This window comes from Micromonospora sp. NPDC048170, assembly GCF_040652795.1.
Taxonomy (GTDB): Bacteria; Actinomycetota; Actinomycetes; order Mycobacteriales; family Micromonosporaceae; genus Micromonospora.
Genome location: NZ_JBEZMR010000071.1, coordinates 1 through 2,097 on the forward strand (window position 1 = coordinate 1; position 2,097 = coordinate 2,097).

General features: G+C 69.3%; 2 protein-coding genes and 1 pseudogene. All 3 read left to right on the top strand.

Annotated features, from left to right (window positions below):
• Positions 1-215, top strand: a pseudogene (locus AB0D32_RS32655) (hypothetical protein); the annotation flags it as partial.
• 78 nt (positions 216-293) lie between these two features.
• A complete protein-coding gene (locus tag AB0D32_RS32660; RefSeq protein WP_357098810.1) occupies positions 294-1,289 on the top strand; it encodes an alpha/beta hydrolase-fold protein in 996 nt (331 codons plus the stop codon).
• 152 nt (positions 1,290-1,441) lie between these two features.
• Positions 1,442-2,097 (top strand): M23 family metallopeptidase (locus AB0D32_RS32665; RefSeq protein ID WP_357098813.1); only part of this gene is annotated, 656 nt, incomplete at its 3' end.

Here is a 2,097-nt window from a genome sequence, read left to right on the forward strand (position 1 = left end):
TCACCGGCACCACCATCAAATGGCACGACTTCTTCTGCCTCAACGGCGAATTCCCCTACCTCGCCGACGTCAACGGCGACAACAAAGACGACATCGTCGTCTTCACCAAAGGCACCACCAACGACATCTACGTCGCACTCTCCACCGGCACCACCTTCGCCAACAGCACCAAATGGCACGACTACTTCGGACTCAACGGCGAAACCACCCTCTGAACCCGTCCTACGTGGACAGCAAAGCTCCGCGCCGCCGTTCTCGTCCGTCCCGGCGCGGTCTCACCCGATGGAGGATCCATGGAGCACACCCCTGCCGTCCGCCAGCCCGTCAGCCGTCGGCGACTGCTGACCGGGGCCGCGGGAGTCGCCGCCGCCGGCACGTTCGCCGGGGCCCTCGCCGCGCCGCTGCCCGCGGCTGCCGCCCGCGACGGCCACGGTCTGCGCCTCGTCCGCTGGGACGAGAACCCCGGCCGGCTCCAGTACTACCGGTTCGCCACCGACGCGATCGAGTGGGACCCGGCGGTCAACGTCCTGCTGCCCGACGGCTACCACACCAGCGGCAAGCGTTACCCGGTGCTGTACCTGCTGCACGGCGGAGCTGCTGACTTCCGGCACTTCCACCTGCACGAGAACATCATCAACCTGACCGCCGGCAGGGAGATCATCGTTGTCATGCCGGACGCCTCGACCGGCTGGTACTCCAACCCGGTGAGCAGCAACGCCGGCCCCCGCAACTGGGAGACGTTCCACATGGCCCAGTTGCTGCCGTGGATCGAGTCGAACTTCCGCACCTTCCCCGAGTACAACGGTCGCGCCGTCGCCGGCTTCTCGATGGGCGGGTTCGGCGCCCTCAAGTACACCGCGAAGTACTACGGCCACTTCTGCTCGGTCAGTTCCCACTCCGGCCCGGCGAGCCTGCGCCGGGACTTCGGTCTCGTCGTGCACTGGGCCAACGCCACCTCGGCCGCGATGGACCTGGGCGGTGGCACCGTCTACGGCGTGCCGTTCTGGGACGAGGCGCGGGTCAACGCCGACAACCCGATGCAGCGCATCGAGAGCTACCGCAACAAGCGGATCTTCCTGGTCGCCGGCACCTCCCCGATCCCGGTCGACTTCTGGGACCGGATCAACGAGGAACAGGTGCTCGCCGGCCAGCGGGAGTTCCGGGCGGCCCTGGGTCGGGCCGGCATCCCCTTCGAGTGGCGCGAGCCTTCCGGCGGGCACGTCTTCCGCCACGACCTCTTCATCCAGGACCTCAACGGCATGCTCGGGCGCCTGCGCCGCGCCGGCTGACCCATCCTGTCGACGACGCGCCGCCGCCGCGCCCATCGGTCGCGAATCCGGCGGCGCGTCGTCACCGGCGCCCGAACACGGCCCCCGGCGTCGCTGCGCGACCCGACCGCACGCCACCCACCCATCCGAGTCGTCCCTGACGGGAGTCACTCATGTCACGGCATTCAAGGACCAGGGTGCGTCGCGTCCTGGTCGCCCTGCTCACCTTGACGGTGGGCGTCCTGACCGGCGCGGTGGCGACATCGTCCCCCGCGCTCGCCGCGCCGAACTTCAAGGCCCCGTTCCCGTGCGGGCAGCGGTGGACCTACGGCCACCACAGCGCCGAGGTCCGGCAGGCCCTGGACTTCGTGCGGGCCGACGGAGGCGCCACCGCGGGCACGCCGCAGGTCGCCTCCGCCGCCGGCGTCGCCCGGCGGCACTCACAGCCCAGCGGCGCCGGTAACTACATCGTCATCGACCACGGCGGCGGGTGGACCACCTACTACTTCCACCTCAGCTCCTATTCGGTGCCCGACGGGGCGTACGTGCAGCAGGGCCAGCAGATCGGCGTCACGGGCAGCACCGGCAACTCGTCCGGGGCGCACATCCACTACGAGCAGCTCTACAACGGCGTCGGGCAGACGATCGTGATCAACGGGGCGTCGCTGGCACCGTATCCCGGCCAGTACCACGCGAAGTACCTGGTCAGCGACAACTGCGGTCCGTCACCGACGGGTGGCCGGTATCTGGCGGGGTCGCCGACGGACTTCACCGGCGACGGCCGCGACGACGTGGTCGCCTTCACCCGAGGATCCCTCAACGACGTGTA

What these genes read in the sequence shown, in the direction of transcription:
- AB0D32_RS32660 (WP_357098810.1), top strand. Translation starts at nt 294, where the DNA reads ATGGAGCACACCCCTGCCGTCCGCCAGCCCGTCAGCCGTCGGCGACTG.